At 60.9% G+C, this 20,672-nt stretch carries 24 protein-coding genes and 1 pseudogene; 12 read left to right on the top strand and 13 right to left on the bottom strand.

The features are described 5' to 3' along the window. The first annotated feature begins 1 nt into the window (after window position 1). Genes JN279_RS23030 through JN279_RS23015 form a run of 4 tightly spaced genes read left to right on the top strand, consistent with a single transcriptional unit; the run spans window position 2 to window position 2,729 of the window. Window positions 2–871, top strand: coding sequence for an NAD(P)-dependent oxidoreductase (locus JN279_RS23030; RefSeq protein ID WP_096446004.1), 870 nt, complete (start codon window positions 2–4; stop codon window positions 869–871). A 6-nt stretch (window positions 872–877) separates the two neighbouring features. Then, on the top strand, window positions 878–1,582 hold the full coding sequence (locus JN279_RS23025) for a DNA alkylation repair protein (RefSeq protein ID WP_096446006.1): 705 nt from the start codon (window positions 878–880) through the stop codon (window positions 1,580–1,582). Next, a complete protein-coding gene (locus JN279_RS23020; protein WP_096446008.1) occupies window positions 1,542–2,120 on the top strand; it encodes a GNAT family N-acetyltransferase in 579 nt (192 codons plus the stop codon). The genes JN279_RS23025 and JN279_RS23020 overlap by 41 nt, the downstream gene beginning before the upstream one ends. A gap of 45 nt (window positions 2,121–2,165) precedes the next feature. Continuing rightward, window positions 2,166–2,729: a DUF3299 domain-containing protein gene (locus JN279_RS23015; RefSeq protein ID WP_096446010.1), complete on the top strand. Its 564-nt coding sequence runs from the start codon at window positions 2,166–2,168 to the stop codon at window positions 2,727–2,729. 364 nt (window positions 2,730–3,093) lie between these two features. Here JN279_RS23015 and JN279_RS23010 read toward each other — a convergent pair whose 3' ends face one another. From JN279_RS23010 to JN279_RS22995, 4 genes are all read right to left on the bottom strand, one after another. Next, window positions 3,094–3,585 carry an Lrp/AsnC family transcriptional regulator gene (locus tag JN279_RS23010; protein ID WP_006205209.1) on the bottom strand — a complete coding sequence of 164 codons (492 nt, stop codon included), beginning with the start codon at window positions 3,583–3,585 and terminating at the stop codon, window positions 3,094–3,096. A 107-nt stretch (window positions 3,586–3,692) separates the two neighbouring features. Continuing rightward, window positions 3,693–4,367, bottom strand: coding sequence for a uracil-DNA glycosylase family protein (locus JN279_RS23005; RefSeq protein ID WP_096446012.1), 675 nt, complete (start codon window positions 4,365–4,367; stop codon window positions 3,693–3,695). Then, window positions 4,307–4,918, bottom strand: a complete 612-nt coding sequence (locus JN279_RS23000) for a glutathione S-transferase (RefSeq protein ID WP_096446014.1) — start codon at window positions 4,916–4,918, stop codon at window positions 4,307–4,309. The genes JN279_RS23005 and JN279_RS23000 overlap by 61 nt, the downstream gene beginning before the upstream one ends. A gap of 34 nt (window positions 4,919–4,952) precedes the next feature. Further along, window positions 4,953–5,576, bottom strand: a complete 624-nt coding sequence (locus tag JN279_RS22995) for a thermonuclease family protein (protein ID WP_202350344.1) — start codon at window positions 5,574–5,576, stop codon at window positions 4,953–4,955. Between the two features lie 76 nt (window positions 5,577–5,652). On the opposite strand from JN279_RS22995, the gene JN279_RS22990 reads away from it, so the two are divergent. Beyond that, window positions 5,653–7,173 (top strand): sensor histidine kinase, encoded by a 1,521-nt coding sequence (locus JN279_RS22990; protein ID WP_202350343.1) that lies wholly within the window; start codon window positions 5,653–5,655, stop codon window positions 7,171–7,173. Window positions 7,174–7,225: 52 nt separating this feature from the next. Then, window positions 7,226–7,753, top strand: a complete 528-nt coding sequence (locus JN279_RS22985) for a GNAT family N-acetyltransferase (protein ID WP_202350342.1) — start codon at window positions 7,226–7,228, stop codon at window positions 7,751–7,753. Window positions 7,754–7,773: 20 nt separating this feature from the next. Here the strand turns inward: JN279_RS22985 and JN279_RS22980 are convergent, their stop codons facing one another. After that, entirely contained in the window at window positions 7,774–8,772 is a 999-nt protein-coding gene (locus tag JN279_RS22980) for a nicotinate-nucleotide--dimethylbenzimidazole phosphoribosyltransferase (RefSeq protein ID WP_202350341.1), read from the bottom strand. A 197-nt stretch (window positions 8,773–8,969) separates the two neighbouring features. Here JN279_RS22980 and JN279_RS22975 point away from each other — a divergent pair, with 197 nt between their 5' ends. After that, window positions 8,970–9,200, top strand: a complete 231-nt coding sequence (locus JN279_RS22975; RefSeq protein ID WP_096446020.1) for a DUF1289 domain-containing protein — start codon at window positions 8,970–8,972, stop codon at window positions 9,198–9,200. Window positions 9,201–9,312: 112 nt separating this feature from the next. After that, entirely contained in the window at window positions 9,313–10,020 is a 708-nt protein-coding gene (locus JN279_RS22970; RefSeq protein ID WP_096446023.1) for a TIGR02281 family clan AA aspartic protease, read from the top strand. A 2-nt stretch (window positions 10,021–10,022) separates the two neighbouring features. Here the strand turns inward: JN279_RS22970 and dusA are convergent, their stop codons facing one another. Continuing rightward, entirely contained in the window at window positions 10,023–11,021 is a 999-nt protein-coding gene (gene dusA / locus JN279_RS22965) for a tRNA dihydrouridine(20/20a) synthase DusA (RefSeq protein ID WP_202350340.1), read from the bottom strand. 115 nt (window positions 11,022–11,136) lie between these two features. Here dusA and JN279_RS22960 point away from each other — a divergent pair, with 115 nt between their 5' ends. Beyond that, window positions 11,137–12,198 carry a site-specific integrase gene (locus tag JN279_RS22960; RefSeq protein WP_202350339.1) on the top strand — a complete coding sequence of 354 codons (1,062 nt, stop codon included), beginning with the start codon at window positions 11,137–11,139 and terminating at the stop codon, window positions 12,196–12,198. 262 nt (window positions 12,199–12,460) lie between these two features. Then, on the top strand, window positions 12,461–13,834 hold the full coding sequence (locus tag JN279_RS38830) for a tyrosine-type recombinase/integrase (RefSeq protein ID WP_202350338.1): 1,374 nt from the start codon (window positions 12,461–12,463) through the stop codon (window positions 13,832–13,834). Window positions 13,835–13,946: 112 nt separating this feature from the next. On the opposite strand, the gene JN279_RS22950 is transcribed toward JN279_RS38830, so the two are convergent. From JN279_RS22950 to JN279_RS22940, 3 genes are all read right to left on the bottom strand, one after another. Next, on the bottom strand, window positions 13,947–14,204 hold the full coding sequence (locus JN279_RS22950; protein ID WP_202350337.1) for a hypothetical protein: 258 nt from the start codon (window positions 14,202–14,204) through the stop codon (window positions 13,947–13,949). A gap of 104 nt (window positions 14,205–14,308) precedes the next feature. Continuing rightward, window positions 14,309–14,734: a hypothetical protein gene (locus tag JN279_RS22945; RefSeq protein ID WP_202350336.1), complete on the bottom strand. Its 426-nt coding sequence runs from the start codon at window positions 14,732–14,734 to the stop codon at window positions 14,309–14,311. Beyond that, entirely contained in the window at window positions 14,731–15,612 is an 882-nt protein-coding gene (locus JN279_RS22940; protein ID WP_202350335.1) for a hypothetical protein, read from the bottom strand. Before JN279_RS22940 ends, JN279_RS22945 begins: the two co-directional genes overlap by 4 nt. Before the next feature lie 168 nt (window positions 15,613–15,780). Between JN279_RS22940 and JN279_RS22935 the strand changes: the two genes are divergently transcribed. Continuing rightward, window positions 15,781–16,224, top strand: a complete 444-nt coding sequence (locus JN279_RS22935; protein ID WP_202350334.1) for a hypothetical protein — start codon at window positions 15,781–15,783, stop codon at window positions 16,222–16,224. A gap of 116 nt (window positions 16,225–16,340) precedes the next feature. Here the strand turns inward: JN279_RS22935 and JN279_RS22930 are convergent, their stop codons facing one another. The 3 genes from JN279_RS22930 to JN279_RS22920 all read right to left on the bottom strand — a co-directional run bounded on the left by JN279_RS22930 (window position 16,341) and on the right by JN279_RS22920 (window position 18,442). Then, complete coding sequence (locus JN279_RS22930) at window positions 16,341–16,571, bottom strand: hypothetical protein (RefSeq protein WP_244734109.1); 231 nt, start codon at window positions 16,569–16,571, stop codon at window positions 16,341–16,343. Between the two features lie 34 nt (window positions 16,572–16,605). Further along, window positions 16,606–17,562, bottom strand: a complete 957-nt coding sequence (locus JN279_RS22925; RefSeq protein ID WP_202350333.1) for an SEL1-like repeat protein — start codon at window positions 17,560–17,562, stop codon at window positions 16,606–16,608. A gap of 340 nt (window positions 17,563–17,902) precedes the next feature. Beyond that, on the bottom strand, window positions 17,903–18,442 hold the full coding sequence (locus JN279_RS22920; RefSeq protein ID WP_202350332.1) for a hypothetical protein: 540 nt from the start codon (window positions 18,440–18,442) through the stop codon (window positions 17,903–17,905). A gap of 114 nt (window positions 18,443–18,556) precedes the next feature. Between JN279_RS22920 and JN279_RS22915 the strand changes: the two are divergent. Further along, window positions 18,557–19,668, top strand: a pseudogene (locus JN279_RS22915) (IS3 family transposase). A 23-nt stretch (window positions 19,669–19,691) separates the two neighbouring features. Here the strand turns inward: JN279_RS22915 and JN279_RS22910 are convergent. Continuing rightward, window positions 19,692–19,952: a hypothetical protein gene (locus tag JN279_RS22910; protein ID WP_202350331.1), complete on the bottom strand. Its 261-nt coding sequence runs from the start codon at window positions 19,950–19,952 to the stop codon at window positions 19,692–19,694. Window positions 19,953–20,672 lie beyond the last annotated feature (720 nt).

The following is a 20,672-nucleotide window of genomic DNA, read 5'->3' as shown; positions in this document are numbered from 1 at the left end:
CATGGCATCTGTGGCATTTCTCGGTCTTGGCGTGATGGGTTACCCCATGGCCGCACACCTCAGGAACAAGGGCGGCCACGACGTCACCGTCTACAACCGCACCAAGGCCAAGGCCGAGCAATGGGTCGGTCAGCATGGCGGCAGCCTGGCGGTGACGCCGGCAGAGGCAGCCAAGGACAAGGACTTTGTCTTTTCCTGCGTCGGCAATGACGACGATCTGCGCTCGGTAACGACAGGCCCGGACGGCGCCTTCAAATCAATGAAGAAAGGTTCAGTCTTCATCGACAACACCACGGCCTCGGCGGAAGTCGCGCGCGAATTGGCGCAAGCCGCGCAAGCCGGCGGGTTCTCATTCCTCGACGCACCGGTCTCGGGCGGCCAGGCCGGCGCCGAGAACGGCGTCCTGACCGTCATGGTCGGCGGCGACCAGGCTGCCTTCGACAGGGCCAGGCCGGTCATCGACGCTTATGCCCGCATGGTCGGGCTGATGGGGTCGGCGGGCGCTGGCCAGCTGACCAAGATGATCAACCAGATCTGCATCGCCGGACTGGTGCAGGGGCTGTCGGAAGGCATCCATTTCGGCAAGAGGGCCGGGCTCGACATCGAGAAGGTGATCGAGGTGATTTCCAAGGGCGCGGCCGGTTCCTGGCAGATGGAGAACCGGCACAAGACCATGAATGCCGGCAAGTATGATTTCGGCTTCGCCGTCGACTGGATGCGCAAGGACCTCGGCATCTGCCTGGCTGAAGCCGACCGCAACGGCGCCAAGCTGCCGGTGACAGCACTTGTCGATCAGTTCTACAAGGATGTGCAGGCCATGGGCGGCAAGCGCTGGGACACGTCCTCGCTGCTGGCACGCCTGGAGAAGTAGGCGACCATGTCCCTGCCCGCTCCTGACTGGACGGCGCAGGACATCGTCGCGCACCTGCGCTCGATCGGCACCGAAGAAAACCGCGCCGGCATGGCGCGGTTCGGCATCAACACCGCGACCGCGCTCGGCGTCGGCAATACGGATTTGCAGCCCCTGGCGCGCAAGCTGAAACGCAATCACGAGCGATCCCTGGCGCTGTGGGCCAGCGGCATTCGCGAAGCACGGCTGCTGGCGGCGTTCACCGGCGAGGCCAAAAAAATCTCTATCGACGAGTGCCGCCGGTGGGCCGGCGATTTCGATTCCTGGGAAGTCGTCGATACCGTCTCCGACCTGTTCGTCGATACGCCGTTCTGGCATCAGCTGATCGATGAGTTCGCGGCCGACGAGCGCGAATTTGTCCGCCGCACGGCCTTTGCCATGCTGGCCTGGGCGGCCGTGCATCTGAAAAAGGAACCGGACGCGACGTTCCTGTCCTATCTGCCTCTGATCGAAGCGCATGCCGACGATGAGCGCAACTTCGTCAGGAAAGCGGTCAACTGGGCGCTGCGGCAGATCGGCAAGCGCTCGACCAGCCTGCACGGCCCTGCCCTTGTCCTGGCGCGGAAGCTCGCCGGCTCCCCGGACAAGACCGCGCGCTGGATCGGCAAGGATGCAGTGAAGGAATTGTCGGATGCCAAAACGCTCGAACGCCTCGCCACCAGAAAAACTTGACCTCACCAATATCCGCTTCACCGAGGTGACGCCGGCAACACGCGGCAGCTTTGAGACCCTGTTCGAGCAGCCGGGTGCGCCAAAATACTGCTGGTGCATGGCCTGGCGGCACTCCGGCCGCGAGCACATCCAGAACGATGAAAAGAAGCGTCAGATGATGGCGCTCATCGATGCCGGCACCCCGGTTGGCATCCTCGCCCATATTGACGGCAAGACCGTTGGCTGGTGCTCGGTTGCGCCGCGCGAGGCCTATCGCAAGCTTTCGAAACAGCAGGATGATAGCGAGATGGGCGTATGGTCGATCGTCTGCTTCTACGTGCCAAGGGCTTTGCGCGGCGGCGGCCTTGCTTCGGCATTGCTCGATGCGGCCATCGACCATGCCTTCGCCAAGGGGGCGCGTATCATAGAGGCCTATCCGGTGGGTGAAGCGTCGCCGAGCTACCGCTTCATGGGCTTTCGCGACATGTTCGCTTCGCGCGGCTTCCACGAGGCCGGCATGGCCGGTTCTCGCCGACATGTGATGCGGCTCGAGCATTGACGTCATTGGCCTCGGCGTCTTTACTCCGGCGCAAAGGAAGCGGCCATGAACCATTTCAGATCAAGCTTCGCGCTCGCGGCCGCGCTGTCTCTTTCCACTGCCGGCGCCTCGGCCGAGACCACGCACATCTTCTGGAGGGATTTGCGCCCGGCGAGCCAGGCGGTTGCCGTGGACGCCGGCCTGCCGATGATCGCGGCAAAATTGCCCGATCATGGCGAGACGCTTTCCCTCAGCTTACAGGATAAAACAGTACAATTAGCCGGCTATGCATTGCCGGTCGATCGCGACGGCGACCTCGTCTATCAGTTCCTGCTGGTGCCATGGACGGGCGCGTGCAGCCACATGCCGACGCCGCCGCCCAACCAGATCGTGCTGGTCACGCCAGCCCATCCCTACAAGATGAAAGAGGCCTACGAACCAGTCGCGGTGACCGGCACGCTGCAGCCCGGCATGGAGAAGAGCCAGCTCTTCATCCTCGACGGCGTCTCGGTCGTCCAATCGGGTTACACGGTGCGCAAGGCAGATGTCGCCAGCGTCGACACAGTGCCGGATACGGTCACCCTGCCGGTCAACTCGCCGTGGAGTTTTCTCAACAAAAAGAAGAACTAATCGCAGCCGCAATCATTCGCACAGGCGAGGCCGCGACGTGTGTCCAGCCTTCGTCAAAACGTTGCAATTCCAGAGATGCAAGGATAAGTTGCCACCTCAACGCACGAAATGATCAGAAGGCCATTGGCAATTTCATGCTTCAGCTATTTCGGAAATCATTTGGCCCTCGCCCCATAATATGGTTTGCCAGTGCCTTTGTGTGGCTCTGTGTATTTAACTTTATACACAATCACTACCAAGAATATTTATTCTATGTTGCGGGATCCGTGATAATCATCGATATCGCGCTTGGGTATTTTTTAAAATTTCGTGAAAAGCGAAACCGCCAGCAACAGCCCGGCGGTTCATAGCCAGATCGCGGCCCTCACGCCGCGTTGGCGCCCGATTCCTTGTCCAGCACCATGTAGTCGAGCGGGATTTCGGTCGTGTACTTGATCTGCTCCATGGCGAAGGACGACGACACGTCACGGATTTCGATCTTGGCGATCAGCCGCTTGTAGAAGGCGTCGTAGGCGGCGATGTCGGGCACCACGACGCGCAGCAGGTAGTCGACATCGCCGCTCATGCGGTAGAATTCGACGACCTCGGGAAACTCCTGGATAACCTCGGAAAACCGCCGCAACCACTCATGGCTGTGCGAATTGGTGCGAATCGAGACGAAGACGGTGACCCGCACATTGACTTTCTCATGGTCGAGAATGGCGACGCGCCGCTTGATGACGCCCTCCTCCTCGAGCTTCTGGATGCGGCGCCAGCAGGGCGTGGTCGACAGGCCGACTTTCTTGGCGACATCGGCCACCGCGAGCGTCGCGTCCTCCTGGAGGAGGCGGAGAATTTTTCGGTCAAGGCGGTCCATTAGAGGCTCCTGGAGGAATGTTTATCTATACTCCCTCTTATTCTAGGCGTTCACAAGAAAGAAATTCTGCCAATCGTCACAAAAGCGAGTGATTTCTTGCTGAATGCCTAACCAAGGCGATAGCGGATTTCCGAACGCAGGAAAGGCAGCAAATCCATTTCAAACCACGGATTCTGCTTCAACCAACCGCTGTTGCGCCAGGACGGATGCGGCAGCGGCAGCACTTTGACACCAACGGAATTCTCCCAGATGGCGCGCCAGTCCATCACCGTTTCCGTCAGCGAGGGGCGGCGCGCGGCGCCCATGTGCCAGGACTGTGCGTAGATGCCGATCGTCAGCACCAGGTCGATCGCCGGCATCAGCGCCATCAAAGGCGCACGCCAGGCCGGTGCGCATTCGCGCCTTGGCGGCAGGTCGCCGCCCTTGGCATCCTGGCCGGGAAAGCAGAAGCCCATCGGCACGATGGCGAATTTCTCGATGTCGTAAAATTCGTCGCTGGACACATCAAGCCAGTTGCGCAGGCGGTCGCCGGAGGCATCGGTGAACGGCATGCCCGACAAGTGCACCTTGGTTCCCGGTGCCTGGCTGGCGATGAGGATGCGCGCGCTGGACGAGGGCCGCAGCACCGGCCGCGGCACATGCGGCAGCGGCATGCCGACGGGATTTTCGACGCAGATGCGGCAGGCCCGGACCTTTGCTGCAAAATTGTCCAGTTCCACGCTCAAGCGGCGGCACTCGGGCGGCTGGAGATCGCCTGGTGCCAGCGCAGCACATTGGTGCATTCCTCCGGCACCTTGATGCGCGCCGGCTTCATGAAGTCGATCGCGATCAGGCCGGTAATGTCGGCGATCGAATAGCTGTCGCCGGCGGCGAATTCCCGGTTCGCCAGTTCGCCGTCGAGAAGCTTCAGGAATGCGACCGCCTTCGGCTTGTTGGCCTCGCCCCATTCGGGGATCTGCGGGATTTCCCACTCCCTCATGGCTGGATGGATATGGCGAAAGGCCTGTGCGACGCAGCTCAGCAGGTTGAACTCCATCCGCCGCTGCCACATCTCGACCTGCGCCTTGCCGAGCGCGCCACGTCCGAACAGCGCCGGCTCTGGATGCAACTCCTCGAAATAGCGGCAGATGGCGACGGATTCGGTGATGACGGTGCCGTCGTCAAGCTCCAGCACCGGCAGGCGCTGCAAAGGGTTGCGCGAACTCACCGTCTGGCCCTTGTGCTCCAGCGCGCCCATGTCGACGGACACCAATGGAACCGAGATCCCCTTCTCGGCGAGGAAAACGCGAACCCGCCTGGGGTTGGGCGCCCGGCCGCCGTCGAAGAGCTTCATTCGATCCTCCTTTTCCCTTTCAGGCCGATACGCCTCACCAGAAGCGAAAAATCTCGCGCACGGCGTCGCCGATCGACGCCAGCGTGCCGTGCTTTCGCTCCACGACCTCGCCGTGATGACTGTCGCGCCAGTCCTGCGGCTGATCGAACGTGCCCGCCCAGATACCGGCCTTTGCCGCGCGGGCAGTCGCTTCCTCACTTTCGAAGTCGCCGAAGGCAACGGCCCAGCCCGCCTCGACCTGGGCGCGGTTGAGGTCCGTACCGCCGGCCTTGCAGTCGCCAAGCAGCCTGCCATAGCGATCCCGTTGCCAGCCGCTACAGGCAACCGGCCTGCCGGCGATCAGGCGCACCAGCGACTGGCGCGCAAGCGTGCCGCAGGCATAGTCGGCGCCGTTCCTGCGGCAGGTCTGGGTGTATTCCGGGGCATCGATGCCGCGCATGCGGATGCGCTCGGTGCCAAGTGTAATGGAATCGCCGTCATTGATGATGGCAGCACCTTGCGTCTGGCGCGTTTCCACCCGATCGAGGCGCGCCGCCAGCAGGATCAGCAAGCCCAGAATGATGATGGCCAGCCCGTAGTCCAGCACCTTGCGCAACAGGCTTCTCGGGGGCGGCGCCGCGTACCGCCGGCGCGACCTCGGCGACCAGGAACGGCTCATATGGCAAACGGTTGGTTAATCATTCGAACGTAGCTTAACACCTTGAAATCGCTGCGCGCATAAATTGAAGTTTTTGATGCCCTTGCAACGCTCGAACACAGCGGACAAGTTCATTGTGGACCGCAGGAAACCTCATCGCAACAGCGATGTGGCGCGCGCGGTGCGCAAGACGCGCGACCGTCTTTCGCAGCAGGCCGGCAATCCCGATTTCGACCGTGAACTGCTGAAGCTCCACGCCCGTGCCATGACAAGCGGCGCCGTCGTGATCCCGCTGCTCGTCCTGGCGATCGCCGCCGCCGGCCGGCTCGCCGGTGTCGGCAACGAGATCGGGCTCTGGGCGCTGTTCACGCTTACCTGCTATACGGTCGTCGCCTTCATGGCGCGGCGCATCGAGCGCACGGAAGCTGCTGAGCTCAACCCTTTGCAGGCGCGACGGGAATTCCTGGTCGGCCATTTCCTTTGCGGCCTCGGCTGGGCCTGGTTCGTCTTGCTCGGCTGCGGCACCTGCGCCGTTGACCAGTTCCAGGTGGTCAAGGCGGTGGTGTTGCTGTTTGCCATGGCCGGGACGGCTCTCATGGCCTCGTCGCTCAGCGGCGCGCTGCTGGCGACCTTTGCCGTGCCGGTGGCGCTCTATGCCTATCTCGGCGTCAGACTGTGGATGCCGGTCGAGGCGATCATGGCCGGGCTGCTTGTCCTGTCGCTGCCGTTTTTCGCCTATGTCGCCCGACACATCAACCGCTCCTCCCTGATGCTGTTGTCGTTCCGCTCCGAAAAGGACGCGCTGATCGCGGAACTTGAGACGGCGAAATCGATGTCGGACGAAGCTCGGCGGCGGGCTGAGGATGCGAATCTGGCAAAGTCGCGTTTCCTGGCTTCGATGAGTCACGAACTGCGCACTCCGCTCAACGCCATTCTCGGCTTTTCCGAGGTGATGGCGAACGAGGTGCTGGGGCCGATGAGCAACCCCACCTATCGCGACTACGCCCATGACGTGCATGATTCCGGCCAGCATCTGCTCGACCTGATCAACGAAATCCTCGACCTGTCGCGCATCGAGGCCGGACGCTACCAGCTCAACGAAGAGCCGGTGATGCTGCTGAACATCGTCGAGGACTGCTGCCATATGATGGAACTGAGGGCGCGTAACAAGGATATCCGGGTCATCCAGGATTTCGAACAGACGTTGCCGCGGCTGTTCGCCGACGAGCGCGCCGTGCGCCAGATCACGCTCAACCTTCTGTCCAACGCCATAAAGTTCACCGCCACCGGAGGCGAAATCCGCGTCCGCGTCGGCTGGACGGCGGGCGGCGGCCAATACATTTCGATCAAGGACAACGGCCCCGGCATTCCCGAGGACGAGATCCCGATTGTGCTCTCGGCCTTCGGCCAGGGTTCGATCGCCATCAAGAGCGCCGAACAGGGCACCGGGCTTGGCCTGCCGATCGTGCAAGGCCTGCTCGCCATGCATGGCGGTGAGTTCGAGCTTCATTCCAAGCTGCGTGAAGGCACCGAGGCGATCGCCATCTTCCCGCTGAGCCGGGTAATGGAAGAGCTGCCGGCACTGCCGACGGCCGCGGTCGCGTCGCGACGGCGCTAGACCACCCTGACGACCAGCCTCCACTCGGCCTCAAAGAGGAACGGGGACCGCAATGACCGCAGATTGGGATGTCAGCCGCGTCGAAATCAGATCGGAGCGGCTTCGCCTTAAGCTGTTTACGGCCGATGATGCTGAAGAGGTCTTTGCCGCGATCACGCCCGCAATCACCCGTTTCATGCAGTGGGAACCACCTCGATCATTGACGGCCTTTGCCGAGGTATGGCGATCCTGGCTGGCGCCGATACTTGACGGATCGGATTTGCATTTCGTTGCGCGTTCGTTGGCGCACGATCGCTGCCTGGGACTTGTCGGCCTTCACGCAGCGAGGACGGCGTGTCCTGAGATCGGGATTTGGATAAGGGAGGACGTCCATGGAAACGGCATCGGCCGTGAGGCCGTTGCCGCTGTGGCGGTGTGGGCGTCCGAGGAGCTCAATCCAGATTGCTTCGAGTATCCTGTCGCCGAGGAGAACGTGGCGAGCAGAAGAATCGCGGAAAGCCTTGGAGGCGTCATAGTCAGCCGCCGCTCCAATCCGAAATACCTCTCAGTCGTCTATCGCATCCCCAATCTTAGGAGTTGATACGCCGAGGACCAAGGACCCTAGCCCCGCACAGCCGCCGCCATGCCCGAACTGGTCAGCGCCGCCGCTTTGACCAGGCCTGCGCCAAGTGCTGCCCCGGCCCCCTCGCCGTGGCTGATGCCGAGGTCAAGCAATGGGCGCAGAGCAAGCAACTCGGCGGCCTTGGCGTGCGCTGGCTCAGGCGACAGGCTGGCGAGAAGACAATGGTCGAGCGCTGCGGGGTTCGCGGCATAAAGCACCGCCGCGGCGGCCGTTGCCGCAAAGCCGTCGAGGAGCACGGGAATCTTCTGCATCCGTGCGGCGAGGATGGCGCCGGCTATCGCCGCGAACTCCCGGCCGCCGACCCGGCGCAGCACCTCCAGCGGATCTTCGAGATGGCCGCCATGAAAGGCCAGCGCCGCATCGACCACCTCCGCCTTGCGCGCCTGCATCGCCGCGTCGGCGCCGGAGCCCGGAACAACCCAGTCGGCACCTCCACCCCCGAACAGTGCGGCAAGCAGCGCTGCGGCGACGGTGGAATTGCCGACGCCAAGATCGCCGAGGCAAAGCAGGTCGGTGCCGCCGGCGATCGCTTCCATGCCGAAGGCCATGGTCGCCGCGCAACCGCGCTCGTCAAGTGCTGCGTCATCGGTGATGTCGCCGGTCGGGATGTGCAGGGCAAGATCGAACACCTTCAATCCGAGGTCGTTGGCGATGCAGATCTGGTTGATCGCCGCACCGCCGGCCGCGCAAAGTTCGACCGCGTTGGCGGTCGCCGCCACCGGGCGCGGCGAAATGCCATGCCTGACAACACCATGGTTGCCGGCAAAGACCGCCATCAGTGGCCGTGTCACGGCAGGCGGAGCCCGGCCGCTCCAGGCGGCGAGCCACGCGGCGATGTCCTCGATGCGGCCGAGCGAATGCCCCGGCTTGTCGGCCTTGGCAAACAGCGCGCGCACCCGCGCTTCGGCTTTGAGGTCGGCTGACGGCAGATTGTCGAGCAGGTTGCGGAAATCGTCGAAAGGCAGAGCGCTGGTCATGTCGTGAGCAATCATTCCTGGATTTGGGGAGCGGCATAGCCGCGTTGCGTGATTGGCACAACCTCCCTCAAACATCCGCCTTGATTGCCGCAAAGATGGCCCGGGAGGGCGCAATCGCGAGGGCTTGCATTGGCTTTGCCGTTGCACCATGTGGAGGTGGAAGAGCGGATTCCGCACGGATCCCTCGAGAGAAAGTCATGACGGCCATCGAATCCCCCTGCATCCTGGTCTGTTCGATCGACATGAAAACCGGCTTCTGCTTCGGTTGCGGCCGCACGCGCGAGGAAATCGGCGCCTGGATGGGGATGACGCCGGAAACACGCCGCAATGTGATGGCCGAATTGCCGGCCCGGCTGGAAACGGTCGAGCGCCGGCCGCGCCGGGAAACGCGCCGCACCCGCATGGCGCGCGAACGCGACGCAATCTAGAGCAGTTCACCGTCTCGCGGAACCGGCGAACCGCTCTAACTCTTTGTTTTACCGCAATTCCGGACGAAAAACCGTTTCACACTTTTCCCGGAATTGCTCTAGCGAGGCACGGATGAGCAGTCGGCTGTTCTGGATTTTGATGGCAGTGATCGGCGTGGGAGCGGTCCTGCTCATGCTCAACGATTCCGCGGGCAGCACGCTCGGCGTCGAGAATTACGATTTCGGCCGGCTGATCTGGCTTGGCGCCTTCGGCGCCCTGATCGGCGCCGGCCTGCTGCGCTCAGGCCGCCCGGTGGGTGCGATGGCCCGCAATCTCGGCGCCTGGGTGGCAATTGTGCTGGCACTGGTCGCCGGTTACCAGTACCGCTACGAACTGCAGGACGTCGCCAGCCGCGTGACCGCGGGCCTCGTCCCAGGCAGTCCGCTGGCTCTCGGCGTTGAAGACGGCCACGCCACCGTGACCCTCGACAAGGCCGACAACGGTCATTTCGAAGCGCGCATCCTGGTCAATGGCAACCCGGTACGGGCCGTTGTCGACACCGGCGCGACCAGCACGGTGCTGACCTCGGAAGATGCGCAGGCCGCCGGCTTCAACCCGGCCGCGCTCAACTACACGATACCGGTTTCGACCGCCAACGGCATGGCGCGCGCCGCGGCGGTCAAGACCGACGCGGTGGCGATCGGCGCCATCGTGCGCAAGGACATGTCGGTCATGGTCGCGGCACCCGGCATGCTGAGCCAAAGCCTGCTCGGCATGAACTTCATCGGCTCGCTGTCGGGCTTCGACGTGCGCGGCGACCGCATGATCCTGCGGGATTGAGCTCAGGCCGCTTCGGCCGCCCCTCTACCGAATTCGACCGCCGCGAAAGCCGTCTTCAGCACGTCAGGCCCGGCACCGGGCCGGTTTGCGTCGGTGGACAGGATCTGGCGGTAGCGCCGCGCACCCGGCAGTCCATGAAACAACCCGACCATATGGCGGGTGACATGGCCGAGCCGCCCGCCCTGTTCGATGTGACGCGCTGCGTAGCCGGCCATCGCGTCGATCAGCGCTGCGAAATCGAATGCCTCGGGCTTCGCGCCGTAGAAGGCGGCGTCGACGCCGGCCAGAATGCCCGGTGTGTGGTAGGCCGCGCGGCCAAGCATGGCGCCGTCGACATGATCGAGATGCGCCCGCGCCTCTTCAAGCGACTGAATTCCGCCATTGATACCAATGAATTCGTTTGGTTTTTTGGCCTTCAGCCGATAGACCCTGTTGTAATCGAGCGGCGGGATGTCACGATTTTCCTTGGGGCTTAGCCCCTCCAGCCAAGCCTTGCGCGCATGCACCCAAAGCGCGGCGGCGCCGGCCTCGAAAACCCCGTCCGCCAGCGCGTCGAGCGCCGGATCCGGATCCTGTTCGTCGACGCCGATGCGGCACTTCACGGTGACGGGGATTGTCACCGCCGTTTTCATTGCCGCGACGCAGTCGGCGACGAGGTCGGGCACTTTCATCAGGCAGGCGCCGAACGTGCCCGACTGGACGCGGTCTGACGGACAGCCGACATTGAGGTTGATCTCGTCATAGCCGAAGGCCTCGCCAATGCGCGCCGCTTCGGCAAGTTTTGCCGGATCCGAGCCGCCGAGCTGCAAGGCGACCGGATGTTCCGCCGCATCGAAACCGAGCAGCCTCTCGCGCGCGCCGTGGATGACCGCGTCGGCCACCACCATTTCGGTGTAGAGCAGAGCACAGCTTGTCAGCTGGCGATGGAAGAACCGGCAATGCCGGTCCGTCCAGTCCATCATCGGGGCCACGGCCACTCTATGCTCTTGATTTTGCAGCATTTTTTCTTTAACATCAAATCGTTAGCCGGAAACGCGGCCACGCCACATTACGCCAGAATACGACCCTTTTCGCCACGTTTCGATCTCTCACTGCACACGGAGCGCACACGAAAAAATGGCCACCTACACAAAGCTCTCGTCCGGTTCCTGGCGTGTCCAAGTCCGTCGCAAAGGCCGCTACGCCAGCGAGACCTTCCTGCGCCGAGACGATGCACGACGCTGGGCAACCGACGCCGAGCGACAAGTCGATCGCGGTGAGACGCCGACCAAGTCCCGTACAGCGCGCCTGAAAACCTTCGGCGAACTCATCGACCTTCATATCGACGACATGTGCGATGTAGGCAAGTCCCCTCGCCGTTCCAAGGCTGCCGCCCTCGAAATGCTCCAGAGGCATCTTGGGAAGTGCAGCATCGCAGCCCTTGATCGCGAACGGCTCATTCGATTTGGTCGTGACAGAGCCGCCCAAGGTGCCGGACCAATGACTCTCGGAATCGACATCGGCTTTGTAAAACTCATTCTGGCGCATGCCGCTGCGGTTCACGGCCTGCCGGTCAAGGTCGAACCGGTGGATCTCGCGCGTATCGCCCTAAAGAGGCTCGGCCTCATTGGGAAAGGAAATCAGCGCGACAGGCGGCCGACCCAGGATGAGCTCGACAGACTGATCGCTCACTTCGATTCAAATCCTCGTCAGATGGCGCCAGTTAGCCAAATCATACGTTTCGCCGTCGCAACCGCGATGCGCCAGGAGGAAATCTGCAAGGCACGTTGGTCCGATTTGGAAACTCGCACGCGGATGCTTCTCATCCGTGACCGGAAAGATCCTCGAAACAAGAACGGCAACAATCAGCGCATACCGCTATTCGCGGCAACTGGCTACGATGCCTGGGCCATTGTTGAGGAGCGGCTCGCCAAGCGAAGCAACGACGACGATCGTATTTTCCCATTCAACCACAGATCAGTCGGCACTGCCTTTCGTAGAGGGTGCGCGGACCTGAGCATCCACGACCTTCATTTTCACGACTTGCGGCACGAAGGAACGAGCCGCCTTTTTGAAGCTGGGTTTACAATCGAACAGGTAGCGCTGGTCACGGGGCACAAGGATTGGAAGATGTTGCGGCGCTATACGCACCTCAAGCCGGAAATGCTCCACACTATCCAAGCGGCAAAGGCTGCGTAGTTGAGGCGATTGCTGGTATCAGTCCGCAATCTCGGGCGGCGTTGAATGCCTCCGATGGATGGCCGCGGCTACAATCGCGCAGCGACGCAGCAGGGCCTCGATCACTTCCGCCGGTAAAACGACCTACGGTTTTGTAAACCGAAGGTCGCTGGTTCGAATCCGGCCCGGGGAGCCACTTTCCACGCGAAATTCCATATTTCTCAACGTTTTCAAGCCTTAGCCTTTCCTAGCGGTCCACATTCCGGTACACCGGAGGTCCACAATGGGGCTTGTATTGAAGTACGTTTTTCAGACTAATGCCGGCACTTGGCAGTACCGTAGAAGGGTCCCACGAGACGTTTCCCAGCTCATCGGACAGGGAGAGTTCAAGCGCTTTCTCGGCACTACCGAACGGGAGGCTCTCCGCAACTACCCGAAGGTCAACAGCGAGTTTGAGCGACTGGTGGCCGAAGCCCGCCGGGGCCACGGCTCCGGCCTGCCTGCGGAAACTCCCTTGGAAGTCCATTGGATGGCAGAGCGACGGGCGCAAGAGCTGGCAGCCACGCTCGTCCACATTGGGAGCCGCGCACTGCCTGCCACTGACCCGGAGGCCGCCGACTTGATGCGCGACAGCTACCTGTCGTCGTTTCCTCACGATGAGGCAGGGGACCCTATCGGCGTTCCACAGGTTGAAGGCCGCGCCCTGGCTATCCTCTCCAGCGGCGGGAAGCTCTCTCGCCCCTCTCCCACAATCGAGGATGCGCGAAAGCTCTACCTTAAGGAGCGCGTGGGGGACGATGCTAAAAAAACGCTGGAGCTAGATCGTGTCTTCAAGCTTGTCAGCGAAGCGCACAAGCGGGACCGCACGTTGGCGAGCCTCAAGCGGGAAGATGCCAAAGAGGTCCGTGACCATATGCGCGAGGGGCGCAAAGCATCCTCTGTAGACCGCTATCTGAATGTCGTCCGCGCCGTCATCAACCACGCCATCCGGGAATTTGACCTTGCAGGTATGGCTAACCCGTTCATGTACTTAGAGGCCGCATCGAAAGACAAGGCTGAGCCCGACCGGGACAAACGCCGTCCCTTCACGGCCGAGGAACTTGAGATGGTAACGGGCCGCATCCTATTTCTTGCGAACCCCAGCCTCCAACGGATTTGGCAAATGCTGGAGGGGACAGGGTGTCGGCTTGCCGAAGTGGCCGGGTTGCGGGTCACGGACGTTCACCTAGATCACACCATCCCTCACATAACAGTCGAATGGCACGACGACAGACGCATCAAGAATGCCGTTTCCCGGCGCAATGTCCCATTGATTGCCACTGCATTGGACAATGCCAAAGAAGCGGTGAAGGCGGCGGGCGATGCGGCGATGCTGTTCCCTGCCTACGGGCGGCCTACTGGTGCATCCTCGGCTTCTGCCGCCCTTGGTAAACACGTCCGGGCAGTGGTCAGTGATACAAAGGTCACCACCCACTCCCTTCGGCACCTTATGAAGGACCGGCTCCGGTTGGCGGGGGTCTCGAAGGCCGACCAAGACATCGTGCTCGGTCATTCGTCGGGGAGCGTCGGGGAGGACTATGGTGGTGCCGATGCCCGCCTGAAGGTGGCCGAACGTGCGCTCAAGGCGGCGTTGGGTGTCGAGAGGAAGGGAAAATAAGGCTCTGTTCTCGCTCTGGCAGGACCGTTTGAGTGGCGTTGAATGGGCCGGACGGTAGATTTGCCCGTCAACCCCCAAACCTCTCTGTGGCCGTCACTGGATGGAAGCCTGATCAGCCACGACCGGATGGAGCGCTCTCGTCATTCCGGCGACGCCGCATAGATAGGCTAATCTCCGATAGGGTGCCCAGAGCAATGGAAAGCAGTACGATGTACATGCCTCGATCAATTACAGGGCCGACCGACGAGCGTCCGGTGTATCGTGACAGCGCGTCGGGATTGTCCGCGAACGAGAACCCCAACGCGATCTGCATCATACCAATCGCCAAGGCGAGCACCGCCACGATCCGTGCCAAGTAAGTGAACAGCATTTTGACCCTCTCCCCAAAAACGTGCCAAAAAGGATAACCTCATGTCACCTGAGAAGGGAAGCCGAACAATGCTAAATGCCCCACCGGACACATATTCTCGCCGTTCAGGCTGGGGTCTGTGACTGCCTCACGCCCGCGCCAATTAGCATTGCCACCAGCGTTGCGGTGACGGAAATACCCACCATTGCAATCAAGGCACATGTACTCCAGCCCCATTCGAGCCATGAGGTTGTGAACGGGTCCCACGGTTCTTTGAGAAAGTGGCGAAGCACTCCGCAGGCGACTAACGACAGTGCCACAACAGAAGCTGCAACGACGGCGACGACGCCGATAAAGCGGAAACCACGATGAACCCATAGCGCCACAATTCCAAAGCTTAGGATGACACCGAGAAAAAGGGCCGTATCGTAGAGCCCGCTTTCTGCGCTGGGGGGCGCAAACCAACTCCTACGAAAAATCTGCTGCCAACGCTCTAAGCCTGCCACTAGAGCAGACGGGAAGATGTAGGCGTAAGGCAATAGTTTGGTCATTTTTGTCTGGCTGCCGGCGTGAACAGTGGCACAGAAAAGCTGCTCAAAACCCTATTGTCCTTGTCCACGAAGTCGTAGAATGCGGGTTGAACGTTCCATTGTGCGGAACCGGCTACCGAAAACTGAAAGCCTCCGGATTTTCCGAGGGTGACATAATCCTTAGTCACCTGATCACGAAACGCCGCATAGAGGATGTCACTTCCGGCTGCAAATCTGGGCCGCAGGCGAATTTCTTCGATGTTTGCCTTTGACCCGGGAACAACAGGGTTAGCGGTAAATCCAAAGTAGCTTGTATATCCGTCTCCGCCCGGTTTGATCCCGTAGGATATATCGAGAGCCAGCATCGAATTTGTCGGATCTTGGAGATCGGATGGAACGTACAGCCGTGTAGCCTCGTTCAACCCCTCTGCAGGCAGCTCAATCGTATTGGTCGGCGGCGCTTCGACGCCCGCTTGTTGGCGGCAGCTGGCTTCGTTGGCCATCCCGCTCTTTTGCTCGTCGCCGGCATCGCCCAGAAATTGCGAAACCACTCTGTCGTCGAGATTGCCGTATTTGATGCACCCCAAGATAGGGCGTTCGGCGGGATCGGCAGAATATCGAACCTGTTTTTCGACTTCACCGGGCCGAACCCAACGGTCCGCCAGTAGAGGGATGAACCAACTAATGCGGAGCCAGCCGTCCCGGCTATTGTTTTCGACACAGACAAAATATTTGATGATCTTTCCGTTCTTGTCGACTGACGAATTTGTCGAGAAATCGTAGGCCCCTTTCTTGAAGTCTTGCGGCGTCTTCCCGGGACAGCGTTCATCCGCATGACCGGCCGTTGCCACTGTGGCGGCGGCGAGTGCAAGAGAGAAAAGGACAGTGAAGCGCTTCATTGATCCCCTTCGGACGAAATAGCAGCCGAAGGAACGTTAGTACAGTCCGACGAGGCAAAGCAAGAAACACTTGCAACACGCCAGAACCTGTCGAATTCGACCCTCGGATTTTTCCGTCATTTTGAACCCGGCCGTGGTAGGTTCGCTAAGCAGGGCTAGGGGGACGCGATGGCGAGGAGTTTCTACCGGGTGTGGTTTTGGCGCGGTGTGCGAATTGCGCCTGTCGTGGGCGTCATTGCAGCGGGGTGGTATTCCTGGACCGTTATGGACCGCTTCCAGAAGGAGCGCGTGGACAACGTAAAACTGTCTGTGACCTACGACTGCGTGGCAAACCTAAGCCCGGAGGTCATCAAGCAGTATACGAACCCGTACGGCAACATCAACGTCAAGGACCTTTGCTTGACCGGCACCGACTTCTTCGTGTCTCCGGACGAGGTGGCAAGGGCACGTGCAGGCACCTTGAAGCTTGGGACCTACTGGGAGCCATTTGATGGGCAAGGGACTGTCATCACAGGGACCATTTGGGCCGTTCTGACCATTCTGGCCACTTCGGTGCTCCTCGGGATCACGTTCGTGGGCCGCTGGGTGTGGGGTAGGTCAGCTACAGGCTGACATGCTTGGAGGAGCAGTGAGGAGGGAGAGCTGTGCTCGATCCCTATGGGGCACTATCGGTGCCTGGAGGTGGGCTTGGGTGACCACATGGAACGCCCCGTAGAGGCGTCTTGGCGTCATTCTTCCTCGCGGAAGTCCTTAAGCAATGCATGACGAAGCTTCTCCTCGCCCTTGAGGAACTTGACCCGGCCTACCAACCCCGACTTGAGCCATTCGGCCTTCTCTTTGGCCAGCCCTTTCGGCGGCGGTGCGCCGGTCTTGCCCTGAACGCGGTTCCATAGCGCCTGGCGCTTATCAGCTTTGAAGATGACGAAGGCGCCGCCCATGTAGTGGCGCTTATCAGCCATGAGCACGATCGCCAGCTTTCCGGTCTCACGAACTTTAGGCCTTTTTTGCCGGCGGCTCCAACTTGATAAGATAGGCCTTAGCAGTGGCATCTCCTTGATCAGCGGCCTTGCGTATCAAAATTAGGGCTTGGGCAGTATCCTGCTTCACACCATGGCCATCGAAGTATGCTACTCCAAGGTCGTACTCGGCACCCGCATTCCCCTGGTCCGCAGCCTTCTGGAACCAAGAGACGGCCTGCACATAGTCTAAAGGGACCCCCAGCCCCTCGTAATACGAAACACCAAGGTCGTACTCCGCACCCGCATTCCCCTGGTCCGCAGCCTTCTGGAACCAAGAGACGGCCTGGGCGTAGTCAATCGTAACGCCTAGGCCCTTCGCATACACTACACCCAGATCGTGCTCCGCCAGGGCGTTTCCCTGCTCTGCCCCTCTGCGATACCATGCGATTGCTTCAGCATAGTCCTGGGCGACCCCTTGACCTTTGAGGTAGGCCAATCCCAGAAAGTATTGGGCAACGGCCGTTCCTTGGTCGGCGGCCTCACGAAACCACGTGGCGGCTTCTCTATAGTCCTGCGGGACGCCTGTTCCATCTCTGTAAAGCAACCCGAGATTGGTTTGAGCGTCCGCTAATCCTTGATCGGCTGCTTTGCGATACCAAATTACGGCCTCGGCATAGTCCTGCTTGACGCCTAGCCCACGGTCGTAAAGATAGGCGAGATTGTGCTCTGCCTGGGCGTCACCTTGGTCCGCTGCCTTACGGTACCAAGCGGCAGCTTGAACGTAATCCTGTGTGACGCCGTGCCCTCCGAAGTAAGCAGTGCCAAGACCGTCCTCCGCTTTGGGATCACCGGTGTTAGCCAGGACACTCCACAACAAGACAGCCGCTGCGTAGTCTCCTCTTTTATAGGCCCGTTCCGCTTGCCCAGCATGGGCGACGCCGGCCACCAGCATGCCGGAGGCGAAACAAAGCAACTTGGACAGGGGCTGCATGGTGACCTCCGATTAAGCTCCGGAGTTCGGATTAGGGTCAGACTTTTTGCCACGGTCAAGCCTGGGCGGTCCGGGACGAGCTGGAAGGCGAGACCTAGAAGGAAGACGACCACTTCTGCGCCTGTCCCACGTGCGGTCAGTTGGTCCACAAGCGCGACCTTCGACAAGCGATCTGGCATGAGCAGCTGGACACTAGCAGCTCGAAATGGACGCATTACCGGGCCTAGCCTCCTCGGCATCTTACAGGTCCCACAATGGAAGATAGGTGAAGTGGAGCGAAAGGTTGTTGGGGTGAGAAGGAACGATGCTCCTCCCTCTCTCTCCCCATGTAGGTCAACCTTTAGTGGCTTGGCTTCAGAGCCACCATTATGCGAGTTCCGGCTACTCGTTCCGCCTCCTCCACCATGATCTCCGCGATGGCCCCCGTCTTCGTGATTGGCGATAAGACAGCATCGTGGATTGGGAGGACGGCGCAGTCCTCCAGCAAAGTCCTTTCCAACACACCGCAAAGGATTTCGCTCTCGCTGTACATCAGCTCATAGCCGATCCCACAGTTCAGGACCGGTGCCAGCAGCGGGTGCTTCCTCAACATAGCTTGCTTGAAGCGGCCCACTGGCCACCCTGCAGGCAGGCCCTGCTCGATGTCCGGGTGCCACTTGCGCATTGTCGTGGCCTTGAAGAGGAACGCGTTGAAGCCACTCTTCACAGCACGCCTTTGCTCGTCGGTGAACTCCTCTGTTCCGGGCAAGTCGTAAGGGTTGCCCTCGGGCGGAGCGGCTCCGACCTTGGCATAGGCGAGCCGAGGAAACATCTGCCCGTAATCGAGTTCTCCAATCCGCTGACCTTCAACCCGAATGTGCCTCCGTTCGGTCCTCCTCATCTGCTGCCAGAAGCCTCCGAAGAGACGGCCGCTGTATGCAAGCCTTGGTGACCTGCTCCCCTGAAATGTCCTCGCTTTGAGGTTAGCCTGTCATCCGGATGAGGAGACAGGGCAATGAAGCGATCGAGATTTTCCGACGAACAGATCATCGGCATTTTGAAGGAGCACCAGGCGGGGCTTTCGGCGACGGAGCTTTGCCGCAAGTACGGTGTGAGCGATGCGACCTTCTACAAGTGGCGCTCGAAGTATGGCGGCATGGACGTATCGGAGGCGAAGCGGCTGAAGAGCCTCGAGGAGGAGAACGGCAAGCTGAAGCGCCTGCTGGCCCGACGCCATGCTCGACGTCTCGACCTTGCGCGAGATGCTCGGAAAAAACTTCTGACGCCTGGGTCGAGGAGGACCGCCGTGACCTGGGCGATCGAGAACAAGGGCTATACGCAGCGTCGTGCTTGCGGGCTCGTCGGCATGGAGCCGCGGGTCTACCGCTATCGTTCGAGCCGACCGGACGACGCTGGCCTGCAAAAGCGGTTACGGGAACTGGCGGCCGAGCGCCGACGCTTCGGCTATCGCCGGCTGCACCTTCTGCTAAAGCGCGAAGGCGTGGCGGTGAACTGGAAGAAGCTCTACCGGCTCTATCGGGAAGAGCGGCTGACAGTGCGCAAACGCGGCGGCCGCAAGCGTGCGCGCGGCACGAGAGCACCGATGGCGATCCCGCAGGATGCCAACCAGCGCTGGAGCCTCGACTTCGTCTCCGACACGCTCACCGACGGCCGCCGCTTCCGGATCCTGTGCGTCATCGACGACTTCAGCCGGGAATGCCTGGCCACCGTGTCGCAAACTCGAGCTCGGGCGAACGCGTCGCCCGCGAACTCGACATCATCGCCGAGTCTCGCGGCTACCCCTGCATGATCGTGTCGGACAATGGCACCGAGCTGACCTCGAATGCCATCCTGGCATGGCAGGAGGATAGGCAGGTCGAATGGCACTACATCGCGCCCGGCAAGCCCATGCAAAACGGCTTCGTGGAGAGCTTTAACGGTCGGCTGCGCGACGAGTGCCTCAACTAGCGGCTCTTCACCAGTTATCGGCATGCCCGAGACAGCATCGAAGAATGGAGGATCTACTACAATGTGAACCGCCCGCACACGAGCCTCGACGGGCTCACACCGAACGAATTTGCAACCCGGTCCAAATCGGACCACAACGTGAACAGGGCTAACTCATAGACGCGGACAAAACGGGGAGCAGGTCAATCGTAGTACCCCGGTGCCCTTCGTTCGGCGTACTCTTCGGCGAGTCTGTGGGGCTCGAAATAGGCGATCCGCAGGAGAGGAAGGATGCGCTCTTCGTAGAGGTCCAGCTCCTCTTCAGGCAGCTCCTCCAGGTCGCATCCTGCCAGCTTGTGGGCAACGTTGTCCTCGGGCCGGTTCTCCCCGAAGTGCCCAGCCTTGCGAAGCGCCGCGAGGACTTCAGGGCAAGCTTCCTCAAAGGTCTCAGCCCAGAGAGCCACCTCACGCTTCTAGCCATCAATGCGTCCTTAGGGCGTCAATCGGTCCCGCCGCGCCTGCTTCTATGCCACCCACGGCTGAACCCGTAGCTCACGGCAGGAGGAACCTCCAACGAAGGTCATCCAAGTGTCAGATAGCCTACTACCCCAGCAGAAGGCCCCCAAGCTGATAGTCGTCACCGCATCGCGGTCGAAGGTGAGACCGGCGACCTTCACCTGCCTTTGGACCAGCCGAGCAGCAGACCGAGGACCGAGCTATACGGACCGCGAAGGGTTTGGCGGGGAAACATGCCGGCGTCATTGCGTGGTCACGCGAGGCTAACCCGGCGCTGGGAGAATACGGCGAGCCAACGACGCTCTTTGTTGGCGGAGACGTGCCCGATATGGAGTGATAGGTTCCAGGCCCCTTGGATGTTCTCCTTGTGTGTAGCCGAGGGCGAATTGGGACACAGCTGATATCCTACCACTGCTACCATGATCAGGGTTGTTGTCGGCCAACCGATTGCGGATAAGCACATCGCTACCCAAAGAGACGGCATTGAAAGCCACGACCGCACTCAACTGTGAATTGCAGGAGCGAATGAATGCCCTCTCAGGGGAACTCGAACATACCACGAGCGAGTGGTGGAATAGAGATAGATCTGGATAGCAAAGATCCGCCAAAGCTAACCCTCCAAGACTACACAGAAGCGCTAGCGGAGTTTGATGCAGCCGTCTGCGAAG

This window comes from Mesorhizobium sp. 113-1-2, assembly GCF_016756475.1.
GTDB lineage: Bacteria > Pseudomonadota > Alphaproteobacteria > Rhizobiales > Rhizobiaceae > Mesorhizobium > Mesorhizobium loti_C.
Note: the sequence above shows the minus strand (reverse complement) of the source record. Positions and strands in the feature narration are given on the sequence as shown.